Raw genomic sequence first — 16,425 nt, 5'->3', positions numbered from 1 at the left:
TAGCTTTTTAAAATTATGTATAGAACTAAATTTGAAATGAATGAATATAATATATAAGAGAAATAATATTACACAAAAGGCATGGTGAGGTATTATGATAAATAAATACAAAGCTTATAAAAAGGTTGGGGTGATAGATAGAGAGACTGCAACAAAATTAGGATTTGATTTTTATGGAGATGTATATGCTTCACCAGGAGTATTAAAGCATATAATAAGAAAGCATGGAAAACAGCTAACTAGAAATATAAAAGATAATCTAACTATAATGATTGAACGAATAATTGGTAATCCAGATTATATAGGTATTAATAAGAAAAAGACAGATTCTGGTGCAATAGAGTTAGTTAAAAGAATAGATTCTTATATAATGGTAATATTAGAAGTTGATATTCAAAAAAAATATATTTATGTTGCAAGCATGTATCCTGTAACAAAAAGTAAAATGAAAAATAAGTTATATAGTGGCAGACTTAAAGTAGCTGTGTAATAAAAAGTATTATTTTCTTGAAATATTAGAACGTAAATAGGTATAATGAAATAGGATGAATTTTTGAGGTGAGAAAAGGCCCCTCACACGCTAAAGTAAATTAGTAAATAGGGATGTAGGATACGCCGACCTACCAAAAATTATTTAAAGACTTTTGGAGTATCCAAAAGTTCTTTTTTGTCCTAAATAAATAACAAAAGAAAATGGAGGGATATACTTTGAAAAAAGTAGCAGTTGTTTTTAATGGTGGAACAATATCAATGAAAGTTGATGATAGAATAAAGGCGGCAGTGCCAAGTCTTAGTGGTGAGCAAATAATGGCTATGGTAACAGGAATAGAAGAATATGCAGAAGTTATAAATTATAATTTTTCATCTCTTCCATCTCCACATATGACACCTAAAATTATGCTTGAATTATCTAAGTTTGTTCAAGAACTTGCAGATAGAGAGGATATATCAGGAATAGTTATAACACACGGAACTGATACATTAGAAGAAACAGCGTATTTTTTAGATTTAACAGTTAAAACTAAGAAGCCAGTTGTCGTAACAGGAGCTATGAGAAGTAGTTCAGAACTTGGATATGATGGACCTTTTAATCTAGCAACATCAATTTGTACAGCTATATCAGATAAATCAAGAGGCAGAGGAGTTATTGTTTGCTTTAATGGAGAACTAAATGATGCAAGAGAGGTTACAAAAGCTAATTCAATGGCATTGAGTGCATTTAGAACACCTAATTTTGGACCAGTTGGAATTGTTGATAATAACCAAGTTATATTTTATAGAAAAGGTCAAAAAGGTGGAAAATTTGAACCAAATAGTATGGACAAGGATGTTGCATTAATTAAATGTGTAGCTGGTATGGATTCTTCATACATAGACTTTGTAATAGATAATGGTATTCAAGGTATTGTATTAGAAGCTATGGGTAGAGGGAATATACCACCTACAATGGTTCCTGGAGTGAAAAGAGCTATTGAAAACAATATTCCAATAGTCATGGTATCTAGATGCTTTGAAGGAAGAGTTTATGAAAGTTATGGATACGAAGGTGGCGGAAAACATCTTATGGACCTTGGGGTTATATTTGGAGATAACATGCCGGGTCAAAAAGCTAGAATACAATTATTAGTTGCAATTAACGCTGATAAAAATACGGATGAAATAAGGGAAATGTTTGAAAAAGGTTTGTATGAACATGAATAATGTAAATATAAAAGCGATAAAATTATAAAACGTTCGTACAGATTAAAACAATATACAAAATAATATTGACAATGTTCGTTAATTTGAATACAATAGTATTGTAAACAGAAGTACTCATATAATTACAAGAATAAGGCTTGTGAGTTTCTACCAGATACCATTAATATCTGACTATGAGAATGGACTATTTAAAATGTATTTTGAAAAGTCATTATGAGTTATCTTTGTTTAGGTAATTCATAATGACTTTTTTTATTGTGGGGGGAAAACATGAAAAAGAAAAGATTTTTTGACATTTTAAACAATGAAAATGTAGATTTCAAGAAAGAGGTAATTGCAGGTGTTACTACATTTTTAACTATGGCGTACATAATAGCTGTAAATCCAAGTATACTAAGTGCTACAGGTATGGATCAAGGAGCACTAGTTACAGCAACTTGTCTTGGAGCTGCCTTTGCAACTATACTTATGGGAGTATATGCAAATTTACCTTTTGCTCTTGCATCAGGTATGGGGCTTAATGCATACTTTGCATTTTCAGTAGTTATTGGTAAGGGGATATCTTGGGAAGTAGCGCTTACAGCAGTTTTTGTTGAAGGGATTATATTTATTTTAATGTCATTGTTTAAAGTTAGACAAGCAGTAGTAAATGCAATTCCTATGAATATGAAATTTGCAGTTACAGCAGGAATTGGATTATTCATAGCATTTATAGGACTTACAGGAAGTGGAATTGTAGTATCAAATCCTGATACTTTTTTAGCACTTGGAGAGTTTAAAAACCCAACAGTTGTTATCGCAGCTATTGGAGTTATAGTTATTGCAGTATTAGATAAAAAGAAATTTAAAGCATCTATTCTTGTTGGAATAATAGTATCAACATTTTTAGCATGGGGATATGCTATGTTTGATCCTGAATATGCAAGTGCTCTTGGTATATTCTTACCTGATGGAATAATTAAATTTGAAAGTATTGCACCTATAGCTGGTAAATTAGATTTTAATTATATGTTACATCCGGATACTATATGGAATTTTGTTGCGATAGTTTGTACTTTCTTATTTGTAGATTTCTTTGATACGATAGGGACATTAGTTGGAGTATCATCAAGAGCGGGAATGCTTGATGAAAAGGGTAATATACCAAATGCGGGTAAGGCACTTATGGCAGATGCAGTAGGAACAACTGCAGGAGCGTGCCTTGGGGTATCAACAGTAACAACTTTTGTAGAAAGTTCTACTGGTGTATTAGCAGGAGGAAGAACAGGATGGACTTCAGTTACAACAGGGCTACTATTTTTAGTTGCAATGTTCTTCTCACCAATATTTGTAGCGATACCAGGATGTGCAACAGCACCTGCTTTAATATATGTTGGATATTTAATGCTTGGTGCAGTTAAAAAAATTGATTTTGATGAAATAACAGAAGGTTTCCCAGCTTTCGTAACAATTGCAGCTATGCCACTTACATACAGTATAGGTGATGGGCTGACACTTGGGGTATTAGTGTATGTAATAGTTAATATTTTATATAATGCATTATTTGTAAAGAATAAAGAGGGTAAAAAGAGAGTATCTATTGTAATGATAGCACTTGCATTTATATTCTTATTTAAATTGTACTTCCTATAAAATATATAATTTTTAGTAAAAGCTAACTTTTGCAAAGGCATTAGTTAGCTTTTCGTTTTATCAATTCAAATGTAAACATTCTGTGAACAAACTATTGACTTTACTGTGAGGTTAAAATAAGATGTATTTATACTATTTAAACTTTTTAAAAAAGGAGGAGAAATAATGGTTAAAAGTATGACTAGTTTCGGTAGAGCTAGAAGTGAAGAAGGTAAGGACAGACTTTTTCAAATAGAAATGAAAAGTGTAAATCATAGATATTTAGATATGAACATTAGAATGCCAAAGTCAATTTTTCCTTTAGAAGAGAAAATTCGTAAGATAATAAGTGGAAGATTAAATAGGGGTAAGGTTGATGTTTTTATAAACCTTAAAAATTTCGCAGGTGCAGAAAGTGTTTGTGAGGTAAATAGTTGTCTTGCAAAAAGTTATTATGATTCTTTAAAGAGAATATCAGAAGAGTTAGATATAATAAACGATGCAACAGCAACAAAAATAGCAAGATTTCCTGACGTAATTACAGTTGTTGAAAAAGAAGAAAATATTGATGAAGTTTTCGCAGAAATAAAAACTTTAATTGAGTATTCTTTAGATAAGATGATTGAAATGAGAGAAAGAGAAGGAGAAAAGCTTAAGGAAGATATAATATTAAAATTAGATGTAATAGATAATCTTGTGCTAGAAGTAGAAAAAGTATCTGAGTTAGTTCCAAAACAATACAAAGAAAAGTTAGAAGAACGAATAAAAGAACTAACTAAAGGAATTGAAATAGACGAAAATAGAGTTGCACTTGAAATTGCAATATTTGCTGATAAAGCTACTGTTGATGAAGAGATTATAAGACTTAGAAGTCATATATCTCAAATGAAAAGCACATTAGAGTTAGATGAGCCAATAGGAAGAAAGCTTGACTTTATTGTTCAAGAAATGAATAGAGAAGCAAATACAATTGCTTCTAAAGCAAATGAAATGAAAATGACAAATACAGTCATTGACATAAAAAATCTTATAGAAAAGATTAGAGAACAAGTTCAAAACATAGAATAATAAAGGAGGAAACACATGGGTATTAAATTAATTAATATTGGCTTTGGAAATATCGTATCTGCAAATAGACTAGTTGCGATTGTGAGTCCTGAGTCTGCACCAATAAAAAGAATAATTCAAGAAGCTAGAGATAGAGGAATGCTTATAGATGCAACTTACGGTAGAAGAACAAGAGCCGTAATTATAACAGATAGTGACCATGTAATCTTATCAGCAGTTCAACCTGAGACAGTAGCTCACAGATTATCAAATAAAGATGATCACGAAGATGAGGTAGATGAATAATGAAAAGAGGCGTTTTATTAGTAATATCAGGTCCTTCAGGAGCTGGTAAAGGAACAATTTGTAAGGCATTATTAGATAAACATAAAGAAATTTACTTATCAGTTTCAGCCACAACAAGAGCACCAAGAAAGGGTGAAGTTGAAGGAGTTAATTATTACTTCACAACTAAAGAAAACTTTGTGCAAAAAGTGGAAGAAGGAGATTTCTTAGAACATGCAGAAGTGTATGGTAATTACTATGGAACACCTAAGTCTGGCGTTGAAAAAATGCTAGAACAAGGAAAGGATGTCATTTTAGAAATAGACATTCAAGGCGCATTAAAGGTAAAAGAGAATTGTGAAGAGGGTATATTTATATTTATACTTCCTCCTTCAATGGAAGAGTTAAAACAAAGAATAATAAAAAGAGGAAGCGAAACACCAGAATCATTAATGACAAGATTTAAATCAGCATACAAAGAAATAAATTATATATCAAAGTATAATTATGCTGTAGTTAATGATGAAGTGGACGTTGCTGTTAATAAGCTAGAAGCAATAATAACAGCAGAAAAATGCAGAGTAGACAGAATGAAACATAATATTTTAGATTCTAAGGAGGGCTTTATACATGAACAACTCTATGATTAATCCATCAGTAGTGGAATTATTAAAAAAGGTAGAAGACAGATATTCTCTAGTAATAGTAACTTCAAAAAGAGCAAGACAAATAATAGAAGGTAGTGAACCTTTAGTGAAGGTTGACTCTCATAAGCCATTAACAATAGCAATAAATGAAGTAAACGAAGGCAAAGTAGGATACGAAACAGTAGAATACGAGGAAAACTAAAAACTATGTATAAGGATAAATGTGTTGTACTAGGAGTTTGTGGAGGTATTGCTGTTTATAAAGCTTTAGATGTTGCAAGTTCTTTTAGAAAGAAAGGTATCGAAGTAAGAGTTATTATGACAAAGTCTGCAACTGAGTTTGTAACTCCCCTTACATTTCAATCTATAAGCCAAAATATGGTTGTAACGGATATGTTCGAAGAACCTAAGGCTTTTGAAATACAACATATAAGCTTAGCGCAAAAAGCAGATGTAATGTTAATTGCACCAACTACAGCTAATATAATTGGAAAAGTAGCAAATGGTATTGCTGATGATATGTTATCAACTACTATAATGGCTACAAAATCAAAAGTTATATTTGCACCAGCGATGAATACAAACATGTACGAAAATCCAATAGTTCAAGAAAACATTAAAAAACTTAAAGCTTTAGGCTATGAATTTATTGAGCCAGATTCAGGGAGACTTGCATGTGGTGATATAGGTAAAGGTAAATTACCTCAGCCTGAAGTTATAGTTGAGAATGTTTTAACCGCTCTTTATCCAATTAAAGATTTAAAAGGAAAAAGGGTTTTAGTTACAGCGGGTCCTACTAAGGCAAACATAGACCCAGTTAGATTTATTACAAATAGATCAAGTGGGAAAATGGGTTATGCTATTGCAAAAGAGGCTAGAGATAGAGGCGCAGAAGTTATATTAATAACTGGCGCTAAAGGTATCGAAAAACCAATTGGAATAGAAGTTATTGAAATAGAGACTAATTCAGATATGAAAGAAGAAGTTCTAAAACACTTTGATTCAACTGATATTGTTGTAAAGGCTGCTGCTGTTGCAGATTATAAGCCTAAAGAATATAGCAAAGAAAAGATAAAAAAAGGTGAGGGCTCATTAAATATTGAGCTAACTAGAGACTCTGATATTTTAAAAGAATTAGGAGAAAAGAAAGGCAAGCAGATTTTAATAGGATTTGCAGCTGAAAGTAGTAACTTGATACAAAATGCAAAAGGCAAATTAGAAAGAAAGAATCTTGACTATATCATTGCAAATGATATTACATCACAAGAAACTGGTTTTGGAAGTGACCAAAATAAAGTTTTTGTAATTTCAAAAGACGGTTCTACAACAGAACTTGATATGATGAGTAAAAGAGAAGTTGCTAGTAATTTGTTTGATATTATTGGGGGAAAGCGCTAGTTTATGCGCTTTCTTCTCTTATTTAAGATATTTTATGAAAGGGTGACTTATAAATGGAACTATATGCTAAAGTTATTTTAAATAGTGATGCTGTAGAAATAGATAGACCTTTTACGTACAAAGTTAAAGAAGAATTAGTTTCTTTAATTAGTGTAGGACATAGAGTAAAGGTTCCATTTGGAGTAAGAAATAAACCAATTGAAGGTTTTATTATTGCTCTTTCAACAGAGTATAATGATACATACAAAATAAAAGAAATATCAAAGCTTTGTGATGAAGAACCAATACTTACTAAAGAAGATTTATTGTTAATAGAGTTTTTAGTTAATAAAACTTTATGTAAACACATAGATGCGATAAGAGTATTAATTCCAACAGGACTTATTAAAGGACTTAAAAGCAAAAAGAAAAAAGTTATAGTATTTGAAAAAGATATAGATGAAGAACTTAAGAATAATGAAAAATACGAAAATTTAATATCTTTTATTAAGGAAAATGACGGATTATTCTCAAAGGCTGAACTTACAAAAGAATATAAATTTTCTACATATACAATAAATAAATCTATAGAAATGGGATTTTTAAGTGTTGCTGAAAAGACAGTTAATAGGTTTAATAAGAGAATATATGATGAAGATGTCTCTAAAAAATTAACTGATGAACAGCAAAAAGCTATTTTTAATATTGAAAATTCAGAGCAAAGTGGAATACTCTTAAAAGGGGTTACAGGTTCAGGTAAAACAGAAATTTATATGAATCTTGTCGAGAAAGTTTTAAGTGAAGGAAAGGGAGCTATTGTATTAGTTCCTGAGATAGCATTAACTCCGCAGATGATTGAAAGATTTAAAGGAAGGTTTGGAGAAGATGTAGCACTTTTTCATAGTAAACTTTCAGATGGCGAAAGATTTGATGAATGGTATAGAGTCAAATCAGGAGATTGCAGGCTTGTAGTTGGAGCTAGAAGCGCAATATTTTTACCGGTTAATAATTTAGGTCTTATAATAATAGATGAAGAACATGAAGGAACATATAAATCTGAACATAATCCAAAGTATAATACAAAAGATGTGGCTGAATTTTTAAGTATAATAAAAGGTTGTAAATATATATTAGGTTCTGCAACACCGTCAGTTGAAAGTTTTGCTGATGCTATGGTTTCAAAATTAAAGCTAGTTGAACTTAAAAAAAGAGTAGATGACAAACCTCTTCCTACTATGGAAATAGTTGATATGAGAGAAGAACTTAAAGTGAAGAATTTATCTTTATTTTCTAGAAAATTATATAAAGAAATAAAAGAAGCTTTAGAGAAAAAAGAACAAGTGATTTTATTTTTAAATAGAAGAGGTTTTTCAACTTTTATATCTTGTAGAAGTTGTGGTTATGTTTTTAAATGTCCAGAATGTGATATATCAATGACGTATCATAAAAATGGATATTTAGTATGCCATTATTGCGGAAGAGCAGAGAAACAAGTTAAGGTATGTCCTAAATGCAATAGTAAATATGTTAAATTCTTTGGGGCTGGAACGGAAAGAGTTGAAAATGAAGTACGGAAATATTTTAAAGATGCTAGAATATTAAGAATGGATGCAGATACAACTAGAAATAAAGATTCCTATGAAAGAATATATAATTCTTTTAAAAATAGAGAAGCTGATATTTTAATAGGAACTCAAATGATAACTAAAGGTTTAGATTTTAAAGGGATAACTTTAGTTGGAATATTATCAGCTGATATGTCGCTTAATATACCTGATTATAGATCTGGAGAAAAAACGTTTCAGTTAATAACTCAAGTAGCAGGAAGAGCAGGAAGAGGCGACAGAGAAGGCAAAGTTATAATACAAAGTTATACCCCAAATCATCCAAGTCTTAAGTATGTAATAAACAATGATTATACTGGAATGTTTAAAGAAGAAATAGCTGTTAGAAAGGCTATGGGATATCCCCCTTTTGGAAAGATATTATTAATTAGAGGGGTTTCTAAAAATGAAGAGAAGCTAAAAGAATTCATTAAAAAAGCAAAAGAGAATATAGAAAAAGTTATAGAAGAAGATTTAGATATTTTAGGTCCTACACCTTGTATTGTTTCAAAGATAAAGGATAAATTCAGGTGGCAAATACTAATTAAAGGGAAAATAAAGGACGAATTATGTAAAAAAATAAAAGATATACTTTATGAAATGAATAAGAGTGTATATAATGAAATAAGAATAAATATTGATATTAACCCAAACAATTTATTATAGGAGGAATTTTAAAATGGCAATAAGAAGTATAAGATTAAATGGGGATGACGTATTAAGAAAGAAGAGTAAAGTTGTAGAAAAAATTGATGGAAGAACTTTAACTTTAATAAAAGATATGATAGATACTATGTATGAAGCGGACGGAGTAGGTCTTGCAGCACCACAAGTTGGAATACTTAAAAGAATATTTGTCATCGATGTTTATGATGGAGAAGGTGCTAGAGTATTTATAAACCCTGAAATAATTAAAACTTCAGGAGAACAAATTGATGAAGAAGGATGTTTAAGCCTTCCAGGTGAATCAGAAGAAGTTAAAAGAGCTTATTATGTAAAGGTAAAAGCCATAAACGAAAATGGAGAAGAATTTATATTAGAAGCTGAAGAATTACTTGCAAGGGCAGTACTTCATGAAAATGATCACTTAGATGGAGTATTATTTATAGATAGAGCAATCTAAAAAAATTAATAGACAAAGGAGGAAATTAACCTTATGAAAATAGTTTTTATGGGAACTCCAGACTTTGCAGTTCCATCATTAAAGGAATTAATTAATAAATATGGAGTGGAAGCTGTATTTACTCAACCAGATAGACCAAAGGGCAGAGGTAAGAAATTAGCCTTTTCTCCAGTTAAAGAAGAAGCTTTAAAACATGACATTAAAGTATATCAACCAGAGAAGCTAAAAGATGAAAAAGAAATGATTGAAATGCTTAAAGAAATGAAACCTGATTTTATAATAGTTGTAGCATTTGGTCAACTTCTAAATAAGGAAGTTTTAGATATACCAAAGTATGGTTGTATTAATTTACATGGATCAATACTTCCAATGTATAGAGGGGCAGCTCCGATTAACTGGGCAATAATAAATGGAGAAAAGGTATCAGGAAATACAACAATGCTTATGGATGTTGGACTTGATACTGGAGATATGCTTTTAAAAGATGAAGTAGATATTACAGATGAAATGACAGCAGGTGAGCTTTATGATATTTTAAAAGAAAGAGGAGGAAAACTATTATTAGATACTATAGATGGTGTATTTAATAAAACAATAACTCCAGAAAAGCAAACTAATGAAACTTTTTATGCTAAAATGCTAAATAAAGAGATGGCCAAAATTGATTGGAGCAATAGTGCAACTAACATCCACAATATGATAAGAGGTTTAAATCCTTGGCCAGTTGCACATACTTTATATGATGGAAGCACTATGAAAATTTTTGAAAGTGAAGTTTTAGATAAGCAATCAAGTGAAGAAAATGGAAAAATATTATCAGTTTCAAAAAATGGAATAGAAGTTTCAACAGGTGAGGGTATTCTTTTAATTAAAAAGATGCAATTTCCAAATTCAAAACCATTAAAGGTAGAACAGTATATTAATGGACATGATGTTAATAAAGAGTTTATATTAGGTAAATAGAAAGAGGTGTTTTTATGTATTATCCATTTTACTTTGATCCAACAATGCTTATATTAGTACCAGCGATTTTACTTAGTTTTTGGGCTCAAACTAAAGTTAGTTCTACTTATAACAAATATAGAGGTGTTAGAACAAGAAATGGATATACAGGAGAGCAAGTTGCAAGACGAATGTTAGATGAAGCAGGGCTCTCTTATGTAAACATTGAAGTTGTAAATAAAACGTTAGGGGATCATTATGATCCAAGTAGTAAAGTTTTAAGATTATCACCAGATGTATATAGTGGCAATACAATATCATCAGCAGGAATTGCAGCTCACGAAGTAGGGCATGCAATACAACATAAAGAAGGATATAAACCATTAGTTATAAGAAATTCAATAGTACCAGTTGTAAATTTCAGTTCTAATATTTCATGGATTTTATTCTTTGTTGGCATACTTATGGGTAATAAGATGTTTGTTAACATTGGTATAGTATTATTTTCAGCAGCAGTGATTTTTCAATTAATTACTTTGCCAGTGGAATTTAATGCATCAAATAGAGCTCTAACCATACTAGAAACTAGAGGTATATTGTACGGAGAAGAAATAAAAGGCGCAAAACAAGTACTAGGCGCAGCTGCAATGACATATGTTGCAGCAGCATTAATGGCAATCTCTCAACTTATAAGATTAATTGCTATAAGTAACAGAAGAGATAATTAAACTTAAGAAAGAGGTATTTTATGAATAGCAGAAGCATAGCTTTAAAAGTATTGAATAGAGTATTCAATGATGGTGCATACTCAAATTTAGCATTATCAAATGAATTAAATAATTCAACATTAAGCGATAAAGATAAGGCATTAGTTACAGAAATAGTATACGGAACAATTAGAAGAAAGAGAACTTTAGATACTCTTATTGAATCATTTGTAAGAGATGTAAGAATGATGGATAAAAGAGTATTAAATATTCTAAGAATAGCAATATACCAACTTAAATTTTTAGATAAAATTCCAAGTTATGCTGCATGTAATGAAGCAGTTGAAGAAGCTAAGAAAATTTCTGATAAGTCTTCAAAGCTTGTAAACGGAATATTAAGAACATATGGAAAAAAGGGAGATTCTTCTTTAAAATTCCAAAACAGAATATATAAGCTTGCTTATGACTATTCTTTTGAACCATGGCTTATAAGATTATTTATAGCGCAATATGGAGAAGATGAAACTATAAAAATATTAGATGGACTAAATTATACACCTAAAGTAACTGTTAGAGTAAACTCATTAAAAGGAGATTTTGATGAAGTATTTGAAGAGTTAGAAAAAAGTGGGTATAATGTAGAAGAAGGGTTCATTGCACCAGAAGCTATTTCAATCAAAGGTGGAAGTAATATAGAAAATAATGAACTTTTCAATGAAGGAAAGATAACTGTTCAAGATGAAAGTGCAATGCTTATAGCGCCGTTATTAGATTTAGAAGATGGAGATACTGTATTAGATCTATGTAGTGCACCAGGTGGAAAGACAACTCATATATCAGAAATTTTAAATAATACTGGTAAAGTTTTAGCTTTTGATTTGCATGAAAATAAACTTGGTTTAATAAAAGAAAATTGTGATAGACTTGGAATAGATAATGTTATACTTAAGGAAATGGATGCAACAAAATTAGATGTATCACTAATAGGAACAGGCGACAAGGTATTAATAGACGTTCCTTGTTCAGGAATTGGAATAATAAAGAGAAAACCTGAAATAAAATGGAATAAAAAAAGAGAAGAACTTAAAGAAATAATTAAAATTCAAAGAGATATAATGGAAACAGCTTGGCAATATTTAAAAATTGGTGGAACTTTAGTTTATTCAACGTGTACTTTAAATAAGGAAGAAAATGAATCAAACATTGAATGGTTCCTAAATAGACATAAAGATTGCAAGTTAGAGCCAGTATTTATAGGTAAGGGAGATAACCTTATGTACAATGAAGGGATGCTTACTGTACTACCTAATGAATTTATGGATGGTTTCTTTATGGCTAAACTTAAGAAGATTTAGTGGGAGTATAAGAATATGAAAAATTTATTGGATTTTACTTTAGAGGAGTTTTCAACTTGGCTAAAGGAAAATGGTGAGAGTGCTTTTAGAGCAAAACAAGTGTATTCTTGGATTTATAAGGAAGTTTGGAACTTTGATGATATGAAGAACTTACCAAAATCATTAAAAGAAAAGCTTAAACAAAATTTTAAAATAGTAATACCAGAAGTGATAGAAGCATTTAAGTCAAGTGATGATAACACAAGAAAGTTACTTTTAGCTCTAGAAGATGGTAACTTAATTGAATGTGTAATAATGCAGTACAAACACGGTAACACTGTATGTATTTCAACACAGGTAGGGTGTAGAATGGGATGTAAGTTCTGTGCATCAACTATTGATGGAAGAGTTAGAAACTTAACTTCTGGGGAAATACTTTCAGAAATAATGATAGCTCAAAAGGTTCTTGGAGAAAGAATTTCAAATATAGTTTTAATGGGAAGTGGGGAGCCACTTGATAACTATGATGATGTTGTAAAGTTCTTAAAAGAAGTAAATTCAGAATATGGCCTAAATATAGGTCAAAGACATATTACAATATCAACATGCGGTATAGTTCCAAAGATTTACGAATTAGCAGATGAGGGATTAACTATAACTTTGGCTATTTCATTACATGCATTTAGTGATGAAAAGAGAAGAGAGATAATGCCAATTGCTAATAAGTATTCAATAAAAGAAATCTTAGATGCGTGTGAGTACTATATTGAGAAGACAAATAGAAGAGTAACTTTTGAGTATGCATTAGTTAAAGATGTTAATGATGGAAACGAAGATGCTAAAGCTTTAGGACAATTATTAAAAGGTATGTTATGCCACGTTAATTTAATACCAGTAAATGAAATTAAAGAAAATTCATTTAAAAGATCATCTAACAAAAGAGTTGAAGATTTTGCTGAAATACTTAAAAGTAAAGGAATTGAAGCAACTGTTAGACGTGAAATGGGTAATGATATTAATGCAGCATGCGGCCAACTTAGAAGAAGCTATATTAAGTCCCAAAGTTAGGGGGAGAGTATGTGTATGGTAGGATATAAAAGTGATGTTGGAGTAAGAAGAAAATTTAACGAAGATAATTTAGGATATTTTGAGAATGACTCTTATGGTTTATATATCGTTGCAGATGGCATGGGTGGTCATAATGCAGGGGAAGTTGCTAGTAAAATGGCGGTTGAAACTGTACTTAGTTATGTAAGCAGAAACTTATCTGAAGAAGGTGTAGATGTTCTTAAGAAAGCTATCGAAAATGTTAACTTTAAAATACACGAATATTCAATAAGTAATCTTGACCTTAGAGGTATGGGAACAACTATAACAGCATGTTTATGCTATAATGACATAGTTACAATTGCAAATGTTGGAGATAGTTCTTGTTTTGGAATTAAAGATGGAGAAATGCATAAACTTACTAAAGATCATTCTTTAGTACAACAGCTTGTTGATGCTGGTAGTATATCAGAGGAAGAAGCTAAAAACCATCCTAATAAAAATATAATTACAAGAGCAGTTGGAACAAACGAAGAACTAGAGGTGGACATTTTCAGTTTTGAAAAATGTGAGTATACTAGATACCTTATATGTTCAGATGGACTTACAAACGAAGTAACTATTGAGGAAATAAACGATATTTTAACAAGAGAAGAAAACAATGGAATTGCTGCAGAAATTTTAGTTAGCGAAGCTAATAAAAATGGAGGCAGAGATAATATTACAGTAATGTTGTTTGGAGGAGAGAATGTATGAATGGGGAAGTATTAGGCGATAGATATGAACTTCTTGAAAAAATCGGAGAAGGCGGCATGGCGGTTGTCTATAAAGCTAGATGCAATAAGCTAAATAGATTTGTAGCTGTGAAGATCTTAAAAGATGAGTACTCTGATAATGAAGAAATCGTAAAAAAGTTCAAAAAAGAAGCTACAGCTATAGCGAAACTATCTGACAATAACATAGTAAATGTATTAGATGTTGGAACAGAAGGCGATATTAATTATATCGTAATGGAACTAGTAGAAGGAAAAACTTTAAAAGAGGTTATTGGACAATTTGGAAACTTAAACTACGATACTGCAATAACAATTGCAAATCAAGTAGCTAAAGCATTAGATTGTGCACATAGAAATAATATCATTCATAGAGATATTAAACCTCAAAACATATTAGTGACTGAAGAAGGGTTGGTTAAAGTAACTGATTTTGGAATAGCAAAATCTTCTGATTCAGCAACACTAACAAATACTAGTACTATTTTAGGATCTGCACATTATTTTTCACCAGAACAAGCAAAAGGTGCTTTTATTGATGAAAGAACAGATATATATTCTTTAGGAATAGTAATGTACGAAATGGTTACAGGTAAGTTGCCTTTCGAAGCAGATTCACCAGTTACAATTGCTTTAAAACATCTTCAGGAAGAAGTAGTTCCACCTAAGGAATTAAACAACAGAGTTCCTGAAAGTTTAAATAAAGTTATTTTAAAATGTATGGAAAAGGATGCTGACAATAGGTATCAAAATGTTAAAGAGCTTATTGCAGATCTTCAAAAAATAAAAGCTAATCCAGATACTTTGATTGGTGAAGAAGAATTGCAAGCACAAGAAACAGCGCAACATACAATTGTTATGAATGCTGTAAAAGAGCCTGTAATATCAGAAAATACTGAAACTAATGATCTTGCGGATGAGTACTATGATGATGAGTACGAAGACGAAGATGGAGATTATTATGATGAAGATGAAGATGAATTTGATGATAGAAAAAAAGATAAAACTAAAAAGAAAAATAAAGGCTTATTCATAGGAATAGGCGCAGCAATTATTGTAATACTTTTAGGTGTAGGGGCATTCTTCATGTTCAGTGGAGGGAGTACTTCAAAAAAAGTAGATGTACCAAACTTTGTTGGTATGACAATGGATGAAGCTAATAAGGCAGCAAATGCATTAGATTTAAAGGTCGTAAAGGTTAAAGAAGTTAAGAATGAAGCCAAAACTGGAACAATAATTGAATCAAATCCTACAGCTGGCACAGCAGTTGATAAAGGTAGTACAATTGAAGTTACAGTAAGTGGTGGAGATAAAATATTTATGCCAAATGTAACAGAGGATAGTAGAGATGATGCTAAAAATAAATTAGAGAGCCTAGGATTAACAAACATTACTATTAACACAGATTATAGTGATGACATACCAGAAGGCAAAGTAATATCTCAAGATCCAGATAGTGGTGCAGAGGTAGAAAAGAATACTAAGGTTACTTTAGTAGTAAGTAAAGGTAAAAAAGCAAAAACAGTTGAAGTTCCATCATTAAATGGACTAACAGAAAGTGAAGCTAGAGATAAGCTTAGCAATGTTGGATTAAAGATTAATGCCACTACTTCAACAACAACAGATGAAAGCTTAAATGGAAAAGTAATTAGTCAAAGCCCATCAGCTGGAGCGGACGCTAAAGAAGGAGATACAATTACAGTTCAAATTGGAAATTATAAGCAAGAAAAAATAAGCATTGGAAGTATAATAAGTACTGATATGACAGGAGCGCAAGCCGTAAAAGCATTAAGTGCAAAAGGTATAACAAATGTATCAATAAATGGTAACGGTAGTGATAAAGTATCAAGCTGGACTCCAGATAATATAACATCAAAAGATGCATCAGTTACAATAACAACTAAAAAAGATGAAGTTTCAATTACTATAGGAAATATTATTAATACTAATATGACTGGTGAAGAAGCTGAAGATGCACTTAGAAATGCAGGAATTACAAATATAACTTTAAATGGAGGTGCAAGTGATAAAGTGTCAAGTTGGACTCCAAATACAATAAAATCAAAGGATACACAAGTTACAATAACAACTAAAAAAGAAAAACCAGCAAATATTAATCCGGATAAAAAATCTTAGCTAATAAGAATATTATATTAAAAGAGAGGCTTTTTAAGCCTCTCTTTTTCATTTGAATAAAATTCCATATATTTGCAAAGGGTTGCAAAAG

General features: G+C 30.8%; 16 protein-coding genes and 1 riboswitch. All 16 genes read left to right on the top strand.

Annotated features, from left to right (window positions below):
* Positions 1–94 precede the first annotated feature (94 nt).
* Positions 95–490: a PBECR3 domain-containing polyvalent protein gene (locus tag RSF37_RS00905; RefSeq protein ID WP_332562489.1), complete on the top strand. Its 396-nt coding sequence runs from the start codon at positions 95–97 to the stop codon at positions 488–490.
* Positions 491–708: 218 nt separating this feature from the next.
* Positions 709–1,701: an asparaginase gene (locus tag RSF37_RS00900; protein WP_332562488.1), complete on the top strand. Its 993-nt coding sequence runs from the start codon at positions 709–711 to the stop codon at positions 1,699–1,701.
* A 94-nt stretch (positions 1,702–1,795) separates the two neighbouring features.
* Positions 1,796–1,895, top strand: a riboswitch (purine riboswitch).
* 76 nt (positions 1,896–1,971) lie between these two features.
* A complete protein-coding gene (locus tag RSF37_RS00895) occupies positions 1,972–3,333 on the top strand; it encodes an NCS2 family permease (protein WP_332562487.1) in 1,362 nt (453 codons plus the stop codon).
* A 165-nt stretch (positions 3,334–3,498) separates the two neighbouring features.
* The gene (locus RSF37_RS00890; RefSeq protein WP_332562486.1) at positions 3,499–4,380 is read left to right on the top strand and encodes a YicC/YloC family endoribonuclease; all 882 of its coding nucleotides are present in this window, start codon (positions 3,499–3,501) and stop codon (positions 4,378–4,380) included.
* Positions 4,381–4,395: 15 nt separating this feature from the next.
* Complete coding sequence (gene remA, locus RSF37_RS00885) at positions 4,396–4,665, top strand: extracellular matrix/biofilm regulator RemA (protein WP_039316141.1); 270 nt, start codon at positions 4,396–4,398, stop codon at positions 4,663–4,665.
* Complete coding sequence (gene gmk / locus RSF37_RS00880) at positions 4,665–5,294, top strand: guanylate kinase (protein WP_332562485.1); 630 nt, start codon at positions 4,665–4,667, stop codon at positions 5,292–5,294. Before remA ends, gmk begins: the two co-directional genes overlap by 1 nt.
* Positions 5,275–5,493 carry a DNA-directed RNA polymerase subunit omega gene (gene rpoZ, locus RSF37_RS00875; protein WP_332562484.1) on the top strand — a complete coding sequence of 73 codons (219 nt, stop codon included), beginning with the start codon at positions 5,275–5,277 and terminating at the stop codon, positions 5,491–5,493. The genes gmk and rpoZ overlap by 20 nt, the downstream gene beginning before the upstream one ends.
* A 5-nt stretch (positions 5,494–5,498) precedes the next feature.
* Positions 5,499–6,689 (top strand): bifunctional phosphopantothenoylcysteine decarboxylase/phosphopantothenate--cysteine ligase CoaBC, encoded by a 1,191-nt coding sequence (gene coaBC / locus RSF37_RS00870; protein WP_332562483.1) that lies wholly within the window; start codon positions 5,499–5,501, stop codon positions 6,687–6,689.
* Between the two features lie 53 nt (positions 6,690–6,742).
* Complete coding sequence (gene priA, locus RSF37_RS00865) at positions 6,743–8,938, top strand: primosomal protein N' (protein WP_332562482.1); 2,196 nt, start codon at positions 6,743–6,745, stop codon at positions 8,936–8,938.
* Positions 8,939–8,951: 13 nt separating this feature from the next.
* Complete coding sequence (gene def / locus RSF37_RS00860; protein WP_332562481.1) at positions 8,952–9,395, top strand: peptide deformylase; 444 nt, start codon at positions 8,952–8,954, stop codon at positions 9,393–9,395.
* A gap of 33 nt (positions 9,396–9,428) precedes the next feature.
* Positions 9,429–10,358 carry a methionyl-tRNA formyltransferase gene (fmt, locus tag RSF37_RS00855; protein WP_332562480.1) on the top strand — a complete coding sequence of 310 codons (930 nt, stop codon included), beginning with the start codon at positions 9,429–9,431 and terminating at the stop codon, positions 10,356–10,358.
* Between the two features lie 14 nt (positions 10,359–10,372).
* A complete protein-coding gene (locus tag RSF37_RS00850; RefSeq protein WP_332562479.1) occupies positions 10,373–11,065 on the top strand; it encodes a zinc metallopeptidase in 693 nt (230 codons plus the stop codon).
* Between the two features lie 20 nt (positions 11,066–11,085).
* Entirely contained in the window at positions 11,086–12,399 is a 1,314-nt protein-coding gene (gene rsmB, locus RSF37_RS00845) for a 16S rRNA (cytosine(967)-C(5))-methyltransferase RsmB (RefSeq protein ID WP_332562478.1), read from the top strand.
* 15 nt (positions 12,400–12,414) lie between these two features.
* Positions 12,415–13,446 (top strand): 23S rRNA (adenine(2503)-C(2))-methyltransferase RlmN, encoded by a 1,032-nt coding sequence (gene rlmN, locus RSF37_RS00840; protein ID WP_332562477.1) that lies wholly within the window; start codon positions 12,415–12,417, stop codon positions 13,444–13,446.
* Between the two features lie 15 nt (positions 13,447–13,461).
* A complete protein-coding gene (locus RSF37_RS00835) occupies positions 13,462–14,181 on the top strand; it encodes a Stp1/IreP family PP2C-type Ser/Thr phosphatase (protein ID WP_332562476.1) in 720 nt (239 codons plus the stop codon).
* Positions 14,178–16,334 (top strand): Stk1 family PASTA domain-containing Ser/Thr kinase, encoded by a 2,157-nt coding sequence (gene pknB / locus RSF37_RS00830; RefSeq protein WP_332562475.1) that lies wholly within the window; start codon positions 14,178–14,180, stop codon positions 16,332–16,334. The genes RSF37_RS00835 and pknB overlap by 4 nt, the downstream gene beginning before the upstream one ends.
* The last annotated feature ends 91 nt before the right edge of the window (positions 16,335–16,425 follow it).

This window comes from Clostridium sp., assembly GCF_036643715.1.
GTDB lineage: Bacteria > Bacillota > Clostridia > Clostridiales > Clostridiaceae > Clostridium.
The sequence above is the reverse complement of the archived record's forward strand: the minus strand, read 5'-3'. Positions and strand labels throughout refer to the sequence as shown.

What these genes read in the sequence shown, in the direction of transcription:
- RSF37_RS00905 (WP_332562489.1), top strand. Translation starts at nt 95, where the DNA reads ATGATAAATAAATACAAAGCTTATAAAAAGGTTGGGGTGATAGATAGA.
- RSF37_RS00895 (WP_332562487.1), top strand. Translation starts at nt 1,972, where the DNA reads ATGAAAAAGAAAAGATTTTTTGACATTTTAAACAATGAAAATGTAGAT.
- RSF37_RS00890 (WP_332562486.1), top strand. Translation starts at nt 3,499, where the DNA reads ATGGTTAAAAGTATGACTAGTTTCGGTAGAGCTAGAAGTGAAGAAGGT.
- remA (WP_039316141.1), top strand. Translation starts at nt 4,396, where the DNA reads ATGGGTATTAAATTAATTAATATTGGCTTTGGAAATATCGTATCTGCA.
- gmk (WP_332562485.1), top strand. Translation starts at nt 4,665, where the DNA reads ATGAAAAGAGGCGTTTTATTAGTAATATCAGGTCCTTCAGGAGCTGGT.
- rpoZ (WP_332562484.1), top strand. Translation starts at nt 5,275, where the DNA reads ATGAACAACTCTATGATTAATCCATCAGTAGTGGAATTATTAAAAAAG.
- coaBC (WP_332562483.1), top strand. Translation starts at nt 5,499, where the DNA reads ATGTATAAGGATAAATGTGTTGTACTAGGAGTTTGTGGAGGTATTGCT.
- priA (WP_332562482.1), top strand. Translation starts at nt 6,743, where the DNA reads ATGGAACTATATGCTAAAGTTATTTTAAATAGTGATGCTGTAGAAATA.
- def (WP_332562481.1), top strand. Translation starts at nt 8,952, where the DNA reads ATGGCAATAAGAAGTATAAGATTAAATGGGGATGACGTATTAAGAAAG.
- fmt (WP_332562480.1), top strand. Translation starts at nt 9,429, where the DNA reads ATGAAAATAGTTTTTATGGGAACTCCAGACTTTGCAGTTCCATCATTA.
- RSF37_RS00850 (WP_332562479.1), top strand. Translation starts at nt 10,373, where the DNA reads ATGTATTATCCATTTTACTTTGATCCAACAATGCTTATATTAGTACCA.
- rsmB (WP_332562478.1), top strand. Translation starts at nt 11,086, where the DNA reads ATGAATAGCAGAAGCATAGCTTTAAAAGTATTGAATAGAGTATTCAAT.
- rlmN (WP_332562477.1), top strand. Translation starts at nt 12,415, where the DNA reads ATGAAAAATTTATTGGATTTTACTTTAGAGGAGTTTTCAACTTGGCTA.
- RSF37_RS00835 (WP_332562476.1), top strand. Translation starts at nt 13,462, where the DNA reads ATGGTAGGATATAAAAGTGATGTTGGAGTAAGAAGAAAATTTAACGAA.
- pknB (WP_332562475.1), top strand. Translation starts at nt 14,178, where the DNA reads ATGAATGGGGAAGTATTAGGCGATAGATATGAACTTCTTGAAAAAATC.